Source organism: Streptomyces sp. NPDC030820 (assembly GCF_055572075.1).
The window spans coordinates 783,498-798,697 of sequence record NZ_JBVIEB010000001.1 but is presented as its reverse complement, the minus strand read 5'-3'; the positions used below and the strand labels follow the sequence as shown (position 1 = coordinate 798,697).

13 protein-coding genes are annotated in these 15,200 nt (G+C 70.9%); 4 read left to right on the top strand and 9 right to left on the bottom strand.

What is annotated here, in order from left to right:
• Positions 1–37: 37 nt before the first annotated feature.
• Positions 38–1,048 (top strand): LLM class F420-dependent oxidoreductase, encoded by a 1,011-nt coding sequence (locus ACZ418_RS03605; protein ID WP_468356302.1) that lies wholly within the window; start codon positions 38–40, stop codon positions 1,046–1,048.
• Here ACZ418_RS03605 and ACZ418_RS03600 read toward each other — a convergent pair.
• A complete protein-coding gene (locus tag ACZ418_RS03600) occupies positions 1,045–1,614 on the bottom strand; it encodes a hypothetical protein (protein ID WP_468356299.1) in 570 nt (189 codons plus the stop codon). The genes ACZ418_RS03605 and ACZ418_RS03600 overlap by 4 nt on opposite strands.
• 128 nt (positions 1,615–1,742) lie before the next feature.
• On the opposite strand from ACZ418_RS03600, the gene ACZ418_RS03595 reads away from it, so the two are divergent.
• Positions 1,743–2,036 (top strand): hypothetical protein, encoded by a 294-nt coding sequence (locus ACZ418_RS03595; protein WP_468356296.1) that lies wholly within the window; start codon positions 1,743–1,745, stop codon positions 2,034–2,036.
• Between the two features lie 10 nt (positions 2,037–2,046).
• Here the strand turns inward: ACZ418_RS03595 and ACZ418_RS03590 are convergent, their stop codons facing one another.
• From ACZ418_RS03590 to ACZ418_RS03580, 3 genes are read right to left on the bottom strand one after another with little or no spacing between them, the layout of a single operon-like run.
• The gene (locus ACZ418_RS03590) at positions 2,047–3,117 is read right to left on the bottom strand and encodes a prenyltransferase (RefSeq protein WP_468356293.1); all 1,071 of its coding nucleotides are present in this window, start codon (positions 3,115–3,117) and stop codon (positions 2,047–2,049) included.
• Positions 3,114–3,872, bottom strand: coding sequence for a class I SAM-dependent methyltransferase (locus ACZ418_RS03585; RefSeq protein ID WP_468356290.1), 759 nt, complete (start codon positions 3,870–3,872; stop codon positions 3,114–3,116). The genes ACZ418_RS03590 and ACZ418_RS03585 overlap by 4 nt, the downstream gene beginning before the upstream one ends.
• Positions 3,866–5,296, bottom strand: a complete 1,431-nt coding sequence (locus tag ACZ418_RS03580) for a glycosyltransferase family 4 protein (RefSeq protein WP_468356287.1) — start codon at positions 5,294–5,296, stop codon at positions 3,866–3,868. Before ACZ418_RS03580 ends, ACZ418_RS03585 begins: the two co-directional genes overlap by 7 nt.
• A gap of 220 nt (positions 5,297–5,516) precedes the next feature.
• On the opposite strand from ACZ418_RS03580, the gene ACZ418_RS03575 reads away from it, so the two are divergent.
• Positions 5,517–6,149 (top strand): TetR family transcriptional regulator, encoded by a 633-nt coding sequence (locus ACZ418_RS03575; protein ID WP_468356284.1) that lies wholly within the window; start codon positions 5,517–5,519, stop codon positions 6,147–6,149.
• Between the two features lie 68 nt (positions 6,150–6,217).
• On the opposite strand, the gene ACZ418_RS03570 is transcribed toward ACZ418_RS03575, so the two are convergent.
• Together ACZ418_RS03570 and ACZ418_RS03565 are read right to left on the bottom strand one after the other, a co-directional pair.
• The gene (locus ACZ418_RS03570) at positions 6,218–6,451 is read right to left on the bottom strand and encodes a ferredoxin (RefSeq protein WP_468356281.1); all 234 of its coding nucleotides are present in this window, start codon (positions 6,449–6,451) and stop codon (positions 6,218–6,220) included.
• A gap of 3 nt (positions 6,452–6,454) precedes the next feature.
• Positions 6,455–7,906 (bottom strand): aldehyde dehydrogenase, encoded by a 1,452-nt coding sequence (locus ACZ418_RS03565; protein WP_468356278.1) that lies wholly within the window; start codon positions 7,904–7,906, stop codon positions 6,455–6,457.
• A 171-nt stretch (positions 7,907–8,077) separates the two neighbouring features.
• Between ACZ418_RS03565 and ACZ418_RS03560 the strand changes: the two genes are divergently transcribed.
• On the top strand, positions 8,078–9,043 hold the full coding sequence (locus ACZ418_RS03560; RefSeq protein ID WP_468356275.1) for a DUF1152 domain-containing protein: 966 nt from the start codon (positions 8,078–8,080) through the stop codon (positions 9,041–9,043).
• Between the two features lie 93 nt (positions 9,044–9,136).
• Here ACZ418_RS03560 and ACZ418_RS03555 read toward each other — a convergent pair whose 3' ends face one another.
• The 3 genes from ACZ418_RS03555 to ACZ418_RS03545 form a co-directional block, all read right to left on the bottom strand.
• Complete coding sequence (locus tag ACZ418_RS03555) at positions 9,137–9,376, bottom strand: hypothetical protein (protein WP_468356272.1); 240 nt, start codon at positions 9,374–9,376, stop codon at positions 9,137–9,139.
• Between the two features lie 103 nt (positions 9,377–9,479).
• A complete protein-coding gene (locus ACZ418_RS03550; protein WP_468356269.1) occupies positions 9,480–13,376 on the bottom strand; it encodes a polymorphic toxin-type HINT domain-containing protein in 3,897 nt (1,298 codons plus the stop codon).
• A 227-nt stretch (positions 13,377–13,603) separates the two neighbouring features.
• A complete protein-coding gene (locus tag ACZ418_RS03545; protein WP_468356266.1) occupies positions 13,604–15,172 on the bottom strand; it encodes a trypsin-like serine protease in 1,569 nt (522 codons plus the stop codon).
• Positions 15,173–15,200 lie beyond the last annotated feature (28 nt).

The window sequence follows — 15,200 nt, the reverse complement described above, 5'->3', positions numbered from 1 at the left end:
CCGGCAGTGAACTGACGGTACGTCAGGAGGCAGGCGCATGCGGCTCGGTCTCGCACTCGGTTACTGGGGACGCGGTCCGGACGCCGGTCATGTGCCGCTCGCCCAGGAGGCGGAGCGGCTCGGGTATCACTCTGTGTGGACGGCGGAGTCCTGGGGCTCGGACGCCTTCACCCCGCTGACCTGGATCGCCGCACAGACCTCAAGGATCCGGCTGGGTACGGCCGTTGCCCAGATGGCCGCCCGCTCGCCCACCACCACCGCGATGCACGCGCTCACCCTGGACCATCTCTCCGGCGGGCGGATGATGCTCGGGCTCGGGCTGTCCGGGCCGCAGGTGGTGGAGGGCTGGTACGGCCGCCCGTTCCCGAGGTCGCCGCTGACCGCGACCCGGGAGTACGTGGACGTCGTACGGCAGGTGCTGCGGCGCCAGGCGCCGGTGGCCTCCGGCGGGCGGTTCCATCCGCTGCCGTACCGGGGGCCGGACGGCACCGGGCTCGGCAAGCCGCTGAGGTCCATCACCCATCCGCTGCGTCCGGACCTGCCCGTGCTGCTCGGCGCCGAGGGCCCGAAGAACGTGGCCCAGACCGTCCGCATCGCCGACGGCTGGCTGCCGCTGTACTGGGCGCCGAGCCGGCCGGAGGCGTACGGGGACGTGGTGCGGGGGCTGCCGGAGGGGTTCCTGGTGGCTCCGATGGCCCGGGTGAAGGTGTGCGACGACGTGGCCGAGGGGCTGCTGCCCGTGAAGGCCATGCTCGGCTTCTACATCGGCGGCATGGGCCACGCCTCCCGCAACTTCCACGCCGACCTCATGGCACGCATGGGGTACGAGAAGGAGGCCCGGCGGATCCAGGACCTGTTCCTGGCGGGGCGGCGGGAGGAGGCCGTGCTGGCCGTGCCGGACGCCTTCGCCGACGAGATCTCGCTGGTCGGGCCGCGTGAACGCATCGCCGAGCGGCTGGGGCTGTGGCGCGCCGGCCCGGTGACGGACCTGCTGGCCCTGTCACCGGACCCGCACACTCTCAGAGTGCTGGCGGAGCTGAACTCCTAACCGCCCTGGGAGAGCTGGGACTGCGTGGGCACCTGGTTCTTGACCGGGGCGCCGGCGCTGCTGCCCGCGTCCTTGACCTTGTTGATGACGTCGTTGAAGGCGTTGGCCGCGTTCCCGTCGCCGCTGCGGAGCTTGGACGGCAGGTTCTTCAGGCCGTCGATGGCGGCGCCGAGCGGCGCGAGCGCCTTCGACAGCAGCGGATCGCCCTGGGCGTTCTTCTTGGCCGCCTTGAGCCGGTTGTAGGTGAACGCGCCGGCCAGACCGGCCTTCACCAGGGTCATCTTGCGACCCTTGGCGCCCTTCTTGAACTTGCCCGCCTTCCAGGGCTTCACGATCCACTGGTAGGTCGCGCCCGCCGCGAGGCCCGCGTTCGCCACGAACCGGGCCTTGGCGAACTTCTGCCGTTCGGCGGAGGTGGTCGGGCTGGGGGTGGCGGCGGGGGTGGCCCGGACCGCCGCGCTGTCCTTCGTGCCGGTCTTCTCGCTGCTGCCACAGGCGGTGGAACCGGCCAGCAGGGCGCAGCACAGCGTGAGCGCCACGCAGAGGCGCCGTATGGGTACGGGCACGGGGTCCTCCGGACATGTCCTCCCCGAGCGGAATGCTTCCTCCGGCAGCCTCACCCGGGACGGCCGGGTACGCGACTCGGGCGCCGCCGTTCGGGTTTCACCGCCCGCCGTCCGGCAATCCGGAAGGTATGTCCCTTCGATATCGTAACGGTGCGAATCAGGCTGGGACGGTCATCGCGGTCGTCGCCGACATCATGGCGGTGATCCTCGGCCTGTGGATTCTGATGTACCTGCTGGACGCCAACCGCGCCAACAGCCTGGTCCAGTTCGTCCACCACGCCGCCGCCTGGCTGGCGGGCTGGTCCCACGACCTCTTCACGTTCAACGAGGCCTGGGCGAGGGTGGTCGCGGGCTACGGCCTGGCCGCGGTGGTGTACCTGTTCGTGGGCCACGCCATCGCCAACCGGATACACCGGCACTGAGCTGTGCGGCCTAGCCGCAGCAGTCGGTGTCCAGTCCGGCCGGCAGGTGCTCCCCGCCGAACACCGCGCACGTCGCCTCGTGGCCGCCGAGCGCCGCGACGGCGAGGAGCAGGGAGCCGGCCGTCCAGGTGGTGAGTTCACGGGGCCAGATCGCGTCGTCCTCGAAGACATAGCCCGTCCAGTACAGGCCGCTCTCGGGGTCGCGCAGGTGCTGGATGGACTGGAGGATCTCCAGGGCGCGGTCCGACTCCCCCACCGCCCACAGGGCCAGGGCGAGCTCACTGGACTCGCCGCCGGTGACCCACGGATTGGGGACCACGCAGCGCACGCCGACATCCGGTACGACGAACCGGTCCCAGGACTTTGCTATCCGGGCCCTGGCCTCCTCGCCGGTCAGCGCGCCACCGAGGACCGGGTAGTACCAGTCCATCGAATAGCGGTCCTTGTCGAGGAAGCGCTCCGGGTGCCGGCGGATCGCGTGCCGCAGGCCTCCCACCGCCAACTCCCAGTCGGGCTGCGGTTCTTCACGCTGCTCGGCGATGGCGAGCGCGCAGCGCAGCGCGTGATGGATCGAGGAGCTGCCGGTCAGCAGGGCGTCCGCGGTGGGCGTGCCGTCGTCCTCGCGGCGCCAGCCGATCTGGCCGCCGGGCTGCTGGAGGGCGAGCACCCACTCCATGGCCGCACAGACGCACGGCCACATGCGGTCCAGGAACGTGTCGTCGCCGGTGGAGAGATAGTGGTGCCACACGCCCACGGCTATGTAGGCGACGAAGTTCGACTCGCGGGCGCGGTCGGTGACGTCGTCGTGGGCGCCGTCGGCGTAGGCGGCGTACCAGGAGCCGTCCTCGTGCTGGTGCCGGGCCAGCCACTCGTAGGCCCGCTCGGCGGCCTCGTGCTCGCCGGCCGCGTCCAGGGCCATCGCGGCCTCGGTGTGGTCCCAGGGGTCCAGGTGATGCCCGCGGAACCACGGGATCGCGCCGTCCTCCCGCTGTACGGCGAGGATGCCGCGGACGGTCGCGGCGGCCTGCTCGGCGGTGAGGACCCCGGGCAGGACGAGGTGTTCTGTCCGGGGAGTGGTCACTTGGCGGCCGCCTCGGCGGTCTCGGTCTCGGCGAGGCGCGGCAGGTGCGGCTTGGTCGCGTAGACCACGAAGCTCTTGCCGATCAGCGGGTTCAGCGCCTGCTCGGCGACCCGGGTGGCGAGCGGCTTCTTCATGATGTCCCAGACCAGCAGCTTGTGGTACGCCCGCACCGGCAGCGCCTTGTCGTTGTCGACGCCGAACGCGCACTTGAGCCACCAGTACGGCGAGTGCAGGGCGTGCGCGTGGTGGCTGCCGTACGGCTTCAGGCCCGCCTCGCGGACCTTCGCCACCAGCTCGTCGGCCTTGTAGATGCGGATGTGGCCGCCCTCGACCTCGTGGTAGGCGTCGGACAGGGCCCAGCAGACCTTCTCGGGGCCGTAGCGCGGCACGGTGATCGCGATCCGGCCGCCGGGCTTGAGCACCCGGACCATCTCGGCGAGCACGCCCTTGTCGTCGGGGATGTGCTCCATCACCTCGGAGATGATGATCACGTCGAAGGACTCGTCCGGGAAGGGCAGGGCGAGCGCGTCGCCCTCCATCGCCGTGGCGGTGGCGCCCTGGGGTGCCTCCCCGGCCTCCTTCATCGCCGCGAACCACTTGGCGACCTCGCGGATCTCCTCGCCGTTCTGGTCCAGGGCCACGACCTGGGCGCCGCGCCGGTAGCACTCGAAGGCGTGCCGGCCCGCCCCGCAGCCGAGGTCCAGGACGCGGTCGCCCGGGGCGAGCGGGAACCGGGAGAAGTCGACGGTCAGCACGTGGCCCTGCTTTCGGAAGAGACGCCTGCAACGCTTGCTGGGGCCGCGGAGCGGCCGGGAATCGGGGCGGCGGTGGGCGCGGTGGGCGCGCCCCCGTGCGAGCCTGAACGAGCGTGGGAGCGGCCGGCGCGGGCGATGGCCTCGCGGTAGTGGGCCACCGTGCCCTCGGCGGCGCGGGCCCAGGTGAAGTGCCGCAGCACCCGCTCGCGGCCGGCGCGGCCGAGCCGCACCCGCAGTTCACGGTCCCCCAGCAGCCGGACGAGCCCGGCGGCCAGCGCCCCCGCGTCGCCCGGCGGTACGGCCAGGCAGGTCTCACCGTCGCGGCCGGCGACCTCGGGGATCGCGCCGCCGGTCGTGGCGACCAGCGGGGTGCCGGTGGCCATGGCCTCGGCGGCGGGCAGCGAGAACCCCTCGTACAGCGAGGGCACGCAGGCCACCTCGGCCGAGCGGATCAGGTCGACCAGTTCGCCGTCGGAGATGCCCTTGACGAACTCGACGGCGCCTTCGAGGCCGTACCGCTCGATCGCCGCCGCGACCGGCCCCTCCTCGGGCCGCTTGCCGACGACCACGAGATGGGCGGCCGGCTGCTCGGTGCGCACCTTGGCCAGCGCCTCCACCAGGAACACCAGCCCCTTGAGCGGCACATCGGCGCTGGAGGTGGTGACGATCCGGCCCGGCACCTCGGGCACGGCCGGATTCGGCGCGAACAGATCGGTGTCGGCGCCGATGTGGACCACGTGCACGCGGTCGCCGCGGACGCCGAGGTGGTCGACGATCTCCTGCTTGGAGCTGCCGGAGACGGTGAGGACCGAGGGCAGCCGGCGCGAGACGCGCTTCTGCATCCGGGTGAAGGCGTACCAGCGGCGCACCGAGTAGCGGCGCTGCCAGCCCTCGGCCGCGTCCAGCTCCAGCTGCCGGTCGACGGTGATGGGGTGGTGGATGGTGGTGACCAGGGGCGCGCCGATGTCACCGAGGAGCCCGTACCCGAGGGTCTGGTTGTCGTGGACGACGTCGAACTCGCCGCGCCGGGCCCGCAGATGGCGGCGGGCGCGCAGGGAGAAGGTCAGCGGTTCGGGAAAGCCGCCGGTCCACATCGTCGCGACTTCGAGCGCGTCGATCCAGTCCCGGTACTCGTCCCGCCCCGGGGTGCGGAAGGGGTCGGGCTGGCGGTAGAGGTCGAGGCTGGGCAGCTCGGTGAGCGTGAGGTGGGGATACCCCTCGTCGAGCACGGGATACGGCTGCGAGCCGATGACGTCGACCCGGTGCCCGAGCCGGGCAAGCTCACGGGAGAGGTGCCGTACGTAGACACCCTGGCCGCCGCAGAACGGGTTCCCTTTATAGGTGAGGAGCGCGATGTCGAGCGGTCGCTCGCCGTCGGCAGCGGGGCCCTGATCGACGCCCGCCACACGGGCCTCAGCGGTCACTCCGTGCCCCCTTCTGCCTGCACTGTCCCGCGAGACTACGTCGGGACGCTAATCTAGAACAAGTTTCAGACTTGATCGTTCAAGAGGCTCTGAATCTACCGGCAGGTAGGGGCGCTGTGAGCAGTGGATCAGGTGATTCACGCCACGGCGGACCGTCCTACCATGCTGTCTGATCACGTGCCCCACAGACGCCTTCACCGACTGTCACGGAACGGGACCCATGCCTGCGGAATCCAAGGTGGAAGCCAGTACGGTCCGGCCCTCCTCGTCGCCGCTCACCGAGCGCCAGGAGGCCCGCCGCCGCCGGATCCTGCACGCGAGCGCCCAGCTGGCCAGCCGGGGCGGTTTCGACGCCGTGCAGATGCGCGAGGTCGCCGAGTCCTCCCAGGTGGCCCTCGGCACCCTGTACCGCTACTTCCCCTCCAAGGTCCATCTGCTGGTGGCGACGATGCAGGACCAGCTGGAGCACATGCACGGCACCCTGCGGAAGAAGCCCCCGGCCGGCGACACGGCCGCCGAGCGGGTCGCCGAGACCCTCATGCGGGCCTTCCGTGCCCTCCAGCGCGAGCCGCACCTGGCCGACGCGATGGTCCGCGCCCTGACCTTCGCCGACCGCAGCGTCTCGCCGGAGGTCGACCAGGTCTCCCGTCAGACGACCCTGATCATCCTGGACGCGATGGGCCTGGAGAACCCCACCCCCGAGCAGCTCTCGGCGGTCCGGGTCATCGAGCACACCTGGCACTCGGCCCTGATCACCTGGCTCTCCGGCCGCGCCTCCATCGCCCAGGTGAAGATAGACATCGAGACGGTGTGCAGGCTGATCGACCTGACGGAACCGGGTGCCGAGCCCTGAGTCCGGTGCGGGCACACACCCGGTCAGCAACGTGGTCGCCCACCTGAAGTGACCGAGGGCCGGCGGCCCTACTCCTCGGGCGGGAACACCGCCTCCCCGCTCTCCACCAGCGTGATCACGATCGCCTCCACCGGGCAGCTCTCGGCGGCCTCCAGGACGGGTTCGCCGGCGTCCGTGTCCGCCTGCACCGGGTGGGACTGGCGGGCGGAGTCCAGGCGGAAGGCGTGCGGGGCGTGGTGGAGGCACTGGGCCGAGCCGATGCACACCGACCGGTCGACCTCGACGTGCCAGCGGTCGCCCATGGCCTACGCCCCCGCCGGCAGGTGGATCATCTTGTGCTCGAAGTACGCGCCGTACCCCTCCGGCCCGAACTCCCGCCCCAGACCGGAGTTCTTGTAGCCGCCGAAGGGGCCCAGCATGTCCAGGCTGAAGGTGTTGACCGAGTAGGTGCCGGTGCGGACCTGCCTCGCCACGTCGATGCCGTGCTCGACGTCGGCCGTCCACACGCTGCCGGACAGGCCGTAGTCCGAGTCGTTGGCGATCTTCACCGCCTCCTGCTCGTCGCCGTACGGCAGCAGGCAGATGACCGGGCCGAAGATCTCCTCGCGGGCGATCCGCATGGCGTTGTCGACATCGCCGAAGAGGGTCGGTTCGACGTACCAGCCGCGGTCCAGCCCCGCCGGCCGGCCGCCGCCGGTGAGCACCTTGGCACCCTCCTCCTGGCCGATCCGGATGTAGTCGAGGTTGCGCTGCTGCTGGCGGCGGGCGACGAGCGGGCCGACCTGGGTCGCCGGGTCCAGCGGGTCGCCCACCTTCAGCGCGCCGGCCGCTGCCGCGAAGGCGTCGGCGAACTCGTCGTAGCGGGCGCGCGGGACGAGGATGCGGGTCTGGGCCACGCACGCCTGCCCGTTGTTCATCCAGGCCGCCGGGACGATCCCGGCCACCGCCGTCTGCACGTCCGCGTCCGGCAGCACGACCGCCGCCGACTTCCCGCCGAGCTCCAGGGTCACCCGGGTGAGGTTGCGCGCGGCGACCTCCATCACCCGCTTGCCGGCCGCGACCGAGCCGGTGAAGGAGATCTTGTCGACGCCGGGGTGGCCGACCAGGTACTCGCTGACCTCGCGGTCGGCGGGCAGGATGGAGAGCACGCCCTCGGGCAGACCGGCCTCCCGCGCGATCTCCCCCAGGAGATACGCGTCGAGCGGGGACTCCGGGGACGGCTTCAGTACGACCGTGCAGCCGGCCAGCAGCGCGGGCGCGAGCTTGGCGGCGGCGACGAACTGCGGGACGTTCCAGGGCACCACGGCCGCGACCACGCCGACCGGCTCACGGCGGACGAGGATCGGCCCGAGGACACCGTCCCGGCGCTCCTCGTACGTGTGGTCCCGCGCGACCCTGATCGCGGCGTCCCACACCATCATCGCGCCGAGCGCCTGGGCGAGGACGCTCCAGGAGTAGGGGGAGCCGTTCTGGGCGGAGATCACCCGGGCGATCTCCTCGTGCCGGGCGGCGATGCCGTCCTTGATGCGGGTGACGACCTCGATCCGCTCCTCCAAGGCCGCCCGCGGCCACGGCCCCTCGTCGAAGGCGCGGCGCGCGACGGCCACGGCCCGGTCCACGTCCTGCCGACAGGCGTGCGGCACCCGGCCGATGACCTCCTCGGTGTGCGGGGAGATCACCTCGATGACGTCCTGGCCCAGCGGCTCGGTCAACTCCCCGCCGATGAACAGCTGTCCGTGTTCCACGAGCTCGGTCATGGCCGACTGCCTCCCACCGCACCGCACGTTTCTGACGCTCTTTCAGAAACTGATATCAGTTCTGCTCGAACTAGGCCAGACCTAGCGCCGGATAGGCCCTCACCAGCGGATTCGCGGTCCTCTGTGCAGCATTCCGGGGTTCCCGTGCGCGGGCGTTGTTAGGGTCGGGTGGTGTTCTCCCTCCGTGAGCCCGTCTTCTTCAGCCGCCTGCGCGAGGCGCGCCGGATCCTCGTCGCCGGTGCGGGCGGGGGTTTCGACGTCTACGCCGGCTTGCCCCTGGCTCTCGCGCTGCGGTCGGCCGGTGCCGAGGTTCACCTGGCCAGCCTGTCCTTTTCCGACCTCTACGGCCTGGACCTGGACTCCTGGGTCGCGGAAGACGTCGCCGCCGTCCGCCCGGACACCCCGCTGCGTGGCGACTACTTCCCCGAGCGCTCCCTCGCCCGCTGGCTCCACTCGCGGGAACTGCCCGACACCGTCTACGCCTTCCCCCGCACGGGTGTCCAGCCGTTGCGCGCCGCCTACCGGGCACTTCTGGAGCATGTGGGCGGGGTGGATGCGATCGTGCTGGTGGACGGCGGGACCGACATCCTGATGCGCGGGGACGAGCACGGGCTTGGCACTCCGGAGGAGGACATGGCCAGCCTGGCGGCCGTCGCCGGGCTGGACGAGGTCCCGCACCGACTGGTGACCTGCGTGGGCTTCGGTGTGGACGCCTATCACGGTGTCAGCCACTCTCTGGTGCTGGAGAACCTGGCCCGCCTGGACCGCGCCGGAGGCTATCTGGGTGCTTTTTCGCTGCCCCGCGAAAGCCCTGAGGGGGCCGCCTACCTCGACGCGGTGGCCGATGCCCAGCGCTGCCACGCGAGTCATCCGAGCATCGTGCACGGGTCCGTCGCCGCCGCCGTGCGGGGGGAGTTCGGTGACGTGAGGTTCACCGAGCGCACCCGTGGCAGCGAACTGTTCGTCAACCCGCTGATGGCGCTGTACTTCTGTGTCGACCTGCCCGTCCTGGCGCGCGCGAACCTCTACCTCGACCGGCTGGAGGACACGGTTCTGATGCGCCAGATCAGCTCCGCCATCGCCGCCTTCCGCGAGGAACTGCCCAGGCAACGGCCACCCCGGGCATTCCCGCACTGAGCCCGGCAGCAGCACGAAGGCTCCTGTACCGATGAGCGAGGTTCCGATCCTCTCGCACAGCGGCACAGGAGCCCTACACGTCCTTCATGGAGCTCAGTCCGTCGGCCTGAACGGTCCAAAGCGGGAAGGCGTCATGGAGTTCCCCTCATCTTCGTGCCATTGACAGTGGGTCGCATGGACATAGCCGACCCCGCCGTTGACGATGAACCATTTTCCTCGCGGGCTCGCGATCTCCACCCCCGGCATGGCGAACTGATCGTCCTCGTGCACCTCGAACCGGTCGAAATCCGTAGGGAGATGCATGAAGTTGACGTTCGAGAAGAGCACGTCCACTCGAGTCGGGGAGTACTCGGTGAGGCTGCGCAGGAGCAGCCGCTGATAGCTTACCGAGTAGTGCCACACCCGAAATCTGCGTTCCCATCGGGCAGAAGGCATTTCAAGAACCCCCTAGGTATTTGGATCCCGAAAAGACTTCGTCGGTGACATCTTTTCCTCCCAGGTAGAAGGTGAGCCTGTTCCGGGGCAGCTCACCTACGCGGTAGGCCCGTTCCAGGTATGCCATCTCCTTCTGCGTGGTATACCAGTAGTTCCCCTGGCCTTCCTTGACTGCGTCGTCGAAGAGTTCGGCGGGGGTTCCACCGGCCTTGCCTCCCGACAACTTGAAGCCATCAAGGCGTACATGTATGTGTGCCTCGGGATGTTCGTTCAACACATCGCGAACGGCGGCCAAAGCGTCCTCCATGGAATGGCCCATGAAATGCGTGTAGCCGTTGTCGTTCGCCCAGTCCTCAAGACCGTGATCGGAAGTCCCGAGCGCGACATCGGGAATCTTTACGTCACAGTTGTGAACGAGGATCGGCGTCGTGCCGACCAGCACATAGTACGTGTGGAGGTCGTCGACGGTGAGGTTGTAGGTGCGGGTGTGCTGGTCGAAGGGCTGGTTGGCCTGGACGCGGACGGTGGTCCGGTGGGTGCTGAGGAGGGTGCTGCCGGGGGTGAGGTCGCGGGCCTTGACCCACTGGTGTGCTGAGGGGCTCCAGAAGGGGTGTTCGTAGGTGGCGGTAAGTTTCCGTGGGCCCTCGGGGGTGGCGATGGTGAGTTCGTCGAAGTGCTTGTCGCCGTCGGTGATGATGAGACGGCTGACCTTGCGGGGTTCGGTGCGGCCGGTGACCGGGTCGGTGGCCAGGACGGCGTCACCCGGGTGGACGGTTTCGATGTCCTTGGTGCCGGCGTTGGCCATGAGGACCTTGGTGCCGGCCGGGAAGCACTGCGCACACTCCTTCAGGTAACGGAGGCGGCGCAGGTCCTGAAGCGCTTCCAGCCCTCGTTCGAGGAGCTTGAACTTGGACCTGAGAGTGACGTCTTCCGCGAGTTGGGTGCAGGCGATGACGTCGCCGCCCTTGCAGTCCTCCAGTTGTCCGAGGCCGAGGAGGTCCTTCTCCACGGTCCACAGCTCTTCGGCCGCGACCTCGGCACCGGGGCCCATGGAGGCGAGGTCGCACAGCACCTCGTTGTGCTGGCAGTAGCGGGCCGGGCGTTCCACGGCGTCGCAGCCGAGCATGCCGCACCGGTAGCGTGCTTCGGCCTGGGCTCCGGTGTCCTTCTCGGCGGCCTTGCGTTCGGCTTCCTTCTTCTCCACGGCCGCCTGGAAGGCGTCCTTGAAGGCTTGGTCGGCGGCCTTGGAGTCCTTGCCGGCCGCGATTTCGGAGGCGCGGGCCCGCGCTCCGGCGCTGTAGGCGGCGGTGGCGGATGCCTGGGCCCACTGGGCGGAGCCGGCGGCGTCGACGGCGGAGGTGGCCGCGTCGCTTGCGGCCTGGTTCGCGGAGGCGGCGGCCTTGGCGGCGGTGTGGGCGGATGCGGCCGCCTGGTCGGCGGAGGCCTGGGCGTCCTTGGCGGACTTGGCGGCCTGGTCGGCGTAGCCCTTGGCCCGCTTGGCGGATGCGTCGGCCTTCTTCGCCCAGTCGGCTGCCTGGTCCTTGGCCCTGGCCGCGTTGGCGGCGGCCTTGTGGGCGTCGGCGGCGTTCTGCTGGGCGGTGGCCGCGATCCCGGCGGCGTCCGCGATCAGCTGGGCGATCTGCGCGGTGTGGGTGGCGCCGAGGAAGTCCTGGCGCTGGGCCTTGTACTGGCCGACCTGGATGAACTGGTCCAGCAGGTCGTCGGGCCCCTCAAGAGCGATCCGGGCGGCGGACTTCACGTCCGGGCCGCTGCCGCTGCTCTTGGGGTCGGCGAGCTGGGCGGCGCGGACGCGTTCGTCCTGGGTGCGGGCCTGGTACTGGCCGGTGGTGAGGAACTGCCGGTATTTCTGGGGGTCGCCCGAGTCCAGTGCGGCCCGGCCGGTCTGCTGCACCACCGGTCCGCCGGCGTTGATGATCTGGGCGATGTTCACCCGGAAGTCCTGCGCCCCGGCCTCGTACTGCCCGGTGGACAGGAACGCCGAGACCTGGTCGTCGCTGCCCTTGAGGGCTTCCTCGGCCGCGGCGCGGACCGAGGCCAGGGAGCTTTCCTGGGCAAGGGTCTGCACGCGGTAGCGGTCGTCCTGGTGGGCGGCCTGGGTGCGGCGGGTGGTGAGGTAGTCGACGACGTCCTGGTCGGTGCCGGTCAGGGCCTGTTCGGCGGCGCCCCGGCTCCAGGGCCCCGCGGTCTGCATCGTGGCCAGCGCGACCTTGCGGCCGGCCGGAGCAATGGTCTTGGGGTCGGCTCCGGGCTGGGCGGCCTGCGCCGCCAGGCTCCTGGCCTGGTCGTCGGTGTCCTTGACCTGCTGGGCGGCTGCGGCATCGGCGGCTGCCTGCTGATCCTGCTGGGCCTTGAGGTCCTTGGCCTGCGCGATACCGGCGTTGGTGCGCTCGGTCAGCTGCTCCGTCTCGATCTTGACGGCGGTCTGGTGGGTCTTCTGGGCCTTGGCGACGGCCGCGGTGGCGGCGTCGGCCGCCTCCTGGGCGGCCTTGGCGTGCGCCGCCGACTGGGCTGCGGCGGTGGCAGCCTCGCCGGCGTGCTTGGCCGCGTCATCGGCGTCCTTCGCGGCGTTGTCCGCATGGGTGGCCGCCGCGTTGGCCGCGTCCTGCGCGTCGTCGGCCGCACTGGCCGACTCCGCGGCAAGCGCTGCTGCGGCGTTGGCGGCGCGGTTGGCCTCCTGCGCGTGCCGGTGAGCGGCCGCGGCCTCGGCACCGGCCTCGGAGGAGTGGACGCCGGCCTGGGTGGCGTAGGTGTTGGCCTCATCGGCCGCATCCGCGGCGGCGTCGGCGTTGGTGCCGGCATCGGCGGCGGCCTTCGCCGCGTTGCCCGCATCGGTTGCGGCGTTGCCGGCCTGCTTGGCGGCGTCCGCCGCCAGCCGTGCTCCCTTGGCCGCGGTGCGGGCGTCGTCGGCCGCCTTGCGCGCCGCGGAGGCCTTGCTCGCGTCCGTGGCCGCGTCCGCGGCGGCGCTCTGGGCACGGGATGCGGCCTGCGCGGCACCCACCGCCGCCGAAGCGGCCTGCTCGGCGGCGCTGGCCGCCAGCCGCGCACTGTTGTTGGCGGCGGCCGCGGCGTCGATCGCCTCCTGCGCAGCCTCCGCGGCCTGCTTCGCGGCAAAAGCCGCCCGGCCGGCCGCCGAAGCGGCGTGCAGGGAGTCGTTCCTGGCCGCCTGGGTCTCGGCCGCCGCCTTCTGCGCGGCCTCCTTGGCCAGCTTCGCCGCCGTCACGGCGCGCGCGGAGGCGTCCTTGGCCGCCTTGGTCTGCGCCGCCGCCTTGCTGCCGGCCTTCGTGGCCTGCGCCGCCAGCTGCGCGATGGTGGCGTGCTCCTGGTCACGGGCGCGCGCCACGTACTGGCCGACCTCCAGGAACTCATGGATGTCGTCCGCCGAACCGTTCAACGCGATCCGGCCGGCCGCCGCGACGTTGGAGCCGCCCGCGCTGATGATCTGCGCGACCTCGACCCGCTCGTCCTGTGCCCGCCGGTCGTACTGACCGGTGGACAAGAACGCCCTGATGTCGTCCGGCGTCCCGTTCAGCGCGGCCTGCCCGGCCTTCCTGACCTCCGGGCCACCCGCATCGATGATCTGCGCGACCTTGACCCGCTGATCCTGGAACAGCGGATCCTGCCAGCCCTCGTCCAGGAAGACCTCGAGGTCGTCCTGGGTTCCGTCCAGCGCCTTACGGGCGGCCTGCTGCAGGTTCAGCCCGCCCACGCTGGCGAGCTGGGCCACGGCGACGCGTTCGTCCTGGAACGTGGCATCGTTCGCCGTGTCGAGGAAGTGCCGTACGTCGTCTTCACTGCCGGTCAGCGCGGTTTCCGCGGCGGCCCGCACCTCGGGGCCGCCCGTCGACCACAGGCCGAGCGCCTTGGAACGGTCGGTCACCTCATCGGTGGCAGCACTGCCGCCACCGGTCGGGGCGCCGTCGGCCACAGCGCGGGAGGCAGCGTTCCCGAGCAGACCGACTATGAGCGCAAGCGGCAGCAGACACAGACAGAGCATCCGTGTCGCATACGCGACCCTTCTCACCGCGATGCCCGCGGGTTTCCCTGTTTTCAACTGTCTCTCGTATCGTCCGTCGTTCGTCCGTCGTTCGGTGAGGTGAGGAGGCGTCAGTTGGCCGGTGCGAGCTGGATCTCGTCGTGGAGGCCCTTGGCGTCGACGCCGGTGAAGTAGCTGACGTGGCCGTCGTTCCAGCGGACGAGGATGTCGTTGGCGGTGGTGTTGGTGCTGAAGGCGCCGACGGTGATCGCGGCCGCGTTGACCCAGTACGACTTGGCGGGCCGGATCTTGATCTCGCCGGGCAGGGCCTTGCCGGTCATCCCGGGATAGATCGTGGTCTCGCCGTCGACCCAGCGCACCAGCAGGTCATCGGTGCTCTTGCCGGTGAAGGAGCCGGAGGCGAGTTTCTCGGCGTAGGGCCACGTGTTGTTCTTGGCGACGGTCTGGGTCTGCTTCTTCAGCCCGTTGACCGCCAGGTCGCCGAAGACGGAGACGTGGCCGTCCTTCCAGGTCACCAGCAGGTCGTCGCGCAGGCCGTTGGCGGTGAAGCGGCCGCCGGTCAGCTGCCGGGCGTCGTCCTTCCATTCGGCGGTGTTCGGCGGAGCGAGCTGCTTCTCGCCGTGGAAGCCCTTGGCATCGACCGTGGTGTAGAGGGTCATCTCGCCGTCGGTCCAGCGCACCACGACTCCGTCGGTGCCGCCGCCGGTGTTGACACCGGTCACGTCGACGGCGTGGGTCCAGATGCTCTTCCCGGGCTGCAACTGGTGTTCCGCGGCGAAGGGGCGGGCGGGGTCGTTGCCGTAGCCACCCTGGTAGAGGGTGACCTCGCCGTCGTCCCAGACGACGATCAGGTCCGTGTGCCGGGTGCCGCCCGCGGAGTCGCCCGCGTAGTAGCCGGCCGTGATCTGCACGGCGTGCTTCCACGGGGCGGCCGCGAAGACGGGGGCGTAGGCGACCTGCTGGACCCAGGAGGACAGGTCGTCGGCCCGGGCGGCCACCGCCCCCGTGCGCGTCTCCGCCGGGTCGCTGCCGAGGCAACCGCCCTGCCAGGACAGGCTGCTGACACCGACAATCGCGGTACGGCCGCCGGTGGTGCTCAGCACCGGGCCGCCGGTGTCGCCCTTGCAGATGGCCGCACCGTCGGACTTGCCGGCCAGTTCGAGGGTGGTGGCGGCGGTGTTCTGGACGGTGAACGCGGCCGCGTGGACCTGGTCGGGCACCCACTCCTCGTGGGTACGTCCGAACCCGGCGGCCTGGACCTCGTCCCCGGCGGCAGGCGCTGCGCCGGCCACCGGGACGGGGGTGATACCGCTGACCGGCTTGGCCAGTTGGGCCATCACCACGTCACGGTCCGCGCGCGGCACCAGGTTCACCACCTGCTGGGCGCTGCCGCCGATCGTGGCGGTCGTCTTCAGCTTCGGCGCGCCGGACGCGAGCGTGCCGCCCGGGGTGTCGGTGAAGCAGCTCGCGGCGGTCAGCAGCCACTGCGGGGCGACCAGGGTGGCCGAACAGCCGCGCTGGCCGCCGACATCGAGGCGGGCGGTGGCGGCCGAGACCGTGGCAGAAGCGGTCGGGCCGGACACGGCGGTGGCGGGTGCGGCCGTCAGAGCAGCGGCGGCCAGCGAGGTGGCGGCCATCAGGCCACCGGTCCACGCGGCGCGCGGACGAAACCCAGACATGAAAGTTCCTTGCTGTCGTGCGAGAAAG

What these genes read in the sequence shown, in the direction of transcription:
- ACZ418_RS03605 (WP_468356302.1), top strand. Translation starts at nt 38, where the DNA reads ATGCGGCTCGGTCTCGCACTCGGTTACTGGGGACGCGGTCCGGACGCC.
- ACZ418_RS03565 (WP_468356278.1), bottom strand. Translation starts at nt 7,906, where the DNA reads ATGACCGAGCTCGTGGAACACGGACAGCTGTTCATCGGCGGGGAGTTG.
- ACZ418_RS03545 (WP_468356266.1), bottom strand. Translation starts at nt 15,172, where the DNA reads ATGTCTGGGTTTCGTCCGCGCGCCGCGTGGACCGGTGGCCTGATGGCC.
- ACZ418_RS03595 (WP_468356296.1), top strand. Translation starts at nt 1,743, where the DNA reads ATGTCCCTTCGATATCGTAACGGTGCGAATCAGGCTGGGACGGTCATC.
- ACZ418_RS03575 (WP_468356284.1), top strand. Translation starts at nt 5,517, where the DNA reads ATGCCTGCGGAATCCAAGGTGGAAGCCAGTACGGTCCGGCCCTCCTCG.
- ACZ418_RS03570 (WP_468356281.1), bottom strand. Translation starts at nt 6,451, where the DNA reads ATGGGCGACCGCTGGCACGTCGAGGTCGACCGGTCGGTGTGCATCGGC.